Below are 1,679 nucleotides of genomic sequence, written 5' to 3'. Positions count from 1 at the left end.
CCGCCGAGGAACTGCCCGGCCTCGTCGGAAAACACCCCGAGGCTCGGCGCGCCCTCGGCAAAGAGCCGGATCAGCCCTTCATAGGTGGGCTCGTTGGCCAGCCGGTAGGGCAGCGGCGGCGCGACCGGCTCGGGCCCGAGCGCGTCGAGATCGGCATTGGTCGCGTCGAGAGCGCCGCTTCCCTGCCTGGCGGTGCCGAGGATGCTGTCCCGCCGGCCCTTCCAGATGGCGTGCCGGTTGCGCCAGGAGCCGAGCGTGGTGCGATGCGCCTGCATGGCCTCGCGCTCGACCTGCTTGATCACGTCCATGAAGGGGGCGTAACTGGCGCTCTTGCGCTCGCCGCTGCCGGCGATGCTGAGCGCATAGATCGAGACCGGGCGAACGCCGCCCAGCGTTTCGATGTCGGCGAAGCCCTGCACTGACAGGGATGCAGCGGCAAGGGCGGACTGCGCGCAGAGGGCAACCGGGGCCATCGACCGCTCCTGCACCGCCTCGACGGCGTCGCGGAGCGGGCCCAGGCTCTCCACCGGATAGGCGCGGGCCTTCGTCGTCTGAAGGATGATCGGCTTCGGCAGCGCGGGCTGGATCTCGGGCGCTGCGGCGCAGGCATCACGCAGTTTCATTGCGGGTCTCCATCGCCACATCGTTCCAGTCGCGCCCGGTGCCCGGCGGGGGCAGGATGCGCACAGCCCAGCCCGCGGCATGGGCGCGTTCGGCCAGGGCATGCGCCGCCGCCTCGCCGGGAGGGTCCCCGTCCGGGGCGATCACCAGCGCGCCGGCGGCGGCGGGCAGCCGCAGGCCCCTCACCCCGGAGGTCGAGAGCGCGGCCCAGACGCGCGGGTCACTGTCGTGAAGCTCGTCGCGGAGCGAGAGCGCGGTCTCGATACCCTCGGCCACCACGAGCGGGCCGGTGCCCTCGGAGAGCCGCACCGCACCGCCCTGGCAGGGGCCGAGCATCATCCGGTTCGGGGTGATCGCCGCCTTGCGGTCGGGCTCGGCGAGCCAGGTCCGGTGGATCGCCACCGCCGCGGCCTCGCCCTCGATCGCCACCGCCGCGACCAGCGCCGGGGATTTCCCCCTGGAGGGCCCGTGCCAGCAGGCGCGGTGGAAGCGGAGCGCCACCGGCAGCGGCCCGGCGATCGCCCGGGCCCGGAGATAGCGCTCGGCCAGCGTGCCCGTGGCCGGCACCGTTTCGTCCAGGATCGCCCGGGCGCGGCGGATCTTGTCCGTCCGCTCAGCGCGGGCCTTCTCCGCACGGTGTTGGTCGGCGGCGGGATCGGGGACGACCGGTTTCCCGTTGCCCGGGGCAAGGCCCCGGCTGCGCAGCGAGGCCAGCACCTCCTCGAAGGTGCAGCCGACCGAGCAGCGAAGCAGCAGACGGCCACCCTCGCCGTCGGACACCCGCAGGGCGGGCGTGCGGGTGTTGTCATGCGCCGGGCAGAAGGCGACGCCATACTGTCCGTACCAGCGCCCGCCGAGCGCCTGCACGATCACCTGCGCCTCGCCCCCGCGGTCGTTGTCGGGGTCCATGGATCAGGCCTCCTCGCGGGAGGCGATCCAGACGGCGATGTCGGCCTCCTTCCAGCCGACGGCCCGCGGGCCAAGCCGCACGGGCTTGGGGAACTCGCCGCGGGCTATATGGAGATAGATCGTGGAGCGCGCGAGGCCGGTGAGTTCCT

3 protein-coding genes are annotated in these 1,679 nt (G+C 73.3%); all 3 read right to left on the bottom strand.

From position 1 onward, the window contains the following. A partial coding sequence (locus QSJ97_RS24475; RefSeq protein WP_285675116.1) for a DUF3987 domain-containing protein occupies positions 1-623 on the bottom strand: 623 nt, incomplete at its 3' end. After that, positions 610-1,530 carry a DUF7146 domain-containing protein gene (locus tag QSJ97_RS24470; RefSeq protein WP_285675115.1) on the bottom strand — a complete coding sequence of 307 codons (921 nt, stop codon included), beginning with the start codon at positions 1,528-1,530 and terminating at the stop codon, positions 610-612. The genes QSJ97_RS24470 and QSJ97_RS24475, both read right to left, overlap by 14 nt. Positions 1,531-1,533: 3 nt before the next feature. Then, a partial coding sequence (locus QSJ97_RS24465; protein WP_285675117.1) for a helix-turn-helix transcriptional regulator occupies positions 1,534-1,679 on the bottom strand: 146 nt, incomplete at its 5' end.

This window comes from Paralimibaculum aggregatum, from assembly GCF_030270585.1.
Taxonomy (GTDB): Bacteria; Pseudomonadota; Alphaproteobacteria; order Rhodobacterales; family Rhodobacteraceae; genus Thermohalobaculum; species Thermohalobaculum aggregatum.
Note: the sequence above shows the minus strand (reverse complement) of the source record. Positions and strands in the feature narration are given on the sequence as shown.

Coding starts and splice junctions, on each gene's coding strand:
- QSJ97_RS24470 (WP_285675115.1), bottom strand. CDS start 1,530: ATGGACCCCGACAACGACCGCGGGGGCGAGGCGCAGGTGATCGTGCAG.